The sequence below is a fragment of the Rhodoferax sp. RT5P35 genome, assembly GCF_056521385.1.
This window is the reverse complement of sequence record NZ_JBWMAX010000255.1, coordinates 1-1,162: the sequence shown is the minus strand read 5'-3', so window position 1 is coordinate 1,162 and position 1,162 is coordinate 1. Positions and strand designations below refer to the sequence as shown.

The window sequence follows — 1,162 nt, the reverse complement described above, 5'->3', positions numbered from 1 at the left end:
TACACCACGACCAGGTCGCAGCTACGGAACAGGTGGCTGAGGGCTTGGAGGGGTGGGGGGGACATGGGGGAATCCTGGCGGGTCTGCAGGGCCAGGCGGCTCAGCCCCAGACGGGCGGGCACGATATGCCAGGGGGGCGCGTCATGGTCGGCATCGGGAGCGGCATCTTCTTGCCAGTGTGCGTGGTCCAACAGATTCTGCAAGCCTGGATTGTCTTCCGTTTCTGCCGAGCTTGCATCCAATACGGTGATGCGCAGGCTAAAACTTTGCAGGGCCGCGCAGATCTGCCAGAGCAGCGGCAACTCGGTGGCGGTGTCGCCCCGGGTCACCATGGCAATCACGCTCCAGGCGGCTTGCGGCGCAATGCGGCGCAGGCTGGCGCCCTGGTCGGCACTGGTGTCAAGCATGCGCCCGTTCCAGGCGGCTGGATTCCATCGGTGCCGGGGTGAAGAAGAAGTTCAGGTCGGCGGCCTTGGGGTCGAACGCCGACTTGGTGGTGGAGCGCATCGAGGCGCGCACCAGCTTCTTGGCATCGGCGGGTTCCCAGTCTTCGGGCACGCGCTGGCCGTTGCACACACCGCGCAGCACCAGTTGGTGGCGGATGATGGCATCCAGCGCCGGGCCGAGCTTGGCGGCTTCGTCGATTTTGGACAGGATTGCCTGCTGCAGGCCCCGGGTCTTGAACGAGGTGAGCACTTCGTCCATGGTGTCGCCGTGGCTGCCCGCGTTGAGTACCAGCAGGCGGTTGACGCCGGGCAGGTCCAGCACGTCCATCATGTCGCGCTTGCGCGGGTCTTTGGGGGCGATGCCGGTGGTGTCGATCAGCACCATGCGTTTGTTGCCCAGCAGGCCCAGCAGGTCTTGCAGGGCGGCGCGGTCGTGGGCCAGGTGGGCCACCACGCCCAGCATGCGACCAAAGGCGCGCAGTTGCTCGTGGGCGGCCACGCGGTAGGTGTCCAGCGTGATCAGGCCCACGCTGTTGGGCCCGTGGACCCGGGCGCAGTGCGCGGCCAGCTTGGCGGCGGTAGTGGTTTTGCCCACGCCCGTGGCACCCACCAGCGCGAACACGCCGCCTTGCTCGAAGATCGGCTTGCTACCGGCATCGGTGCGCAGGTTTTGCTCCAGCACGCCCATCAACCAGCGGATGGCTTCGGCGGGCGTG

Annotated in this window: 1 protein-coding gene and 1 pseudogene; both read right to left on the bottom strand. The window is 67.0% G+C overall.

Annotation, left to right across the window (positions count from 1 at the left end):
* Positions 1 to 407 (bottom strand): annotated as a pseudogene (locus tag AC097L_RS25450) (hypothetical protein); the annotation flags it as partial.
* On the bottom strand, positions 400 to 1,162 hold a 763-nt coding region (locus AC097L_RS25445; protein ID WP_479589485.1), incomplete at its 5' end, for a flagellar biosynthesis protein FlhF. The gene AC097L_RS25445 and the pseudogene AC097L_RS25450, both read right to left, overlap by 8 nt.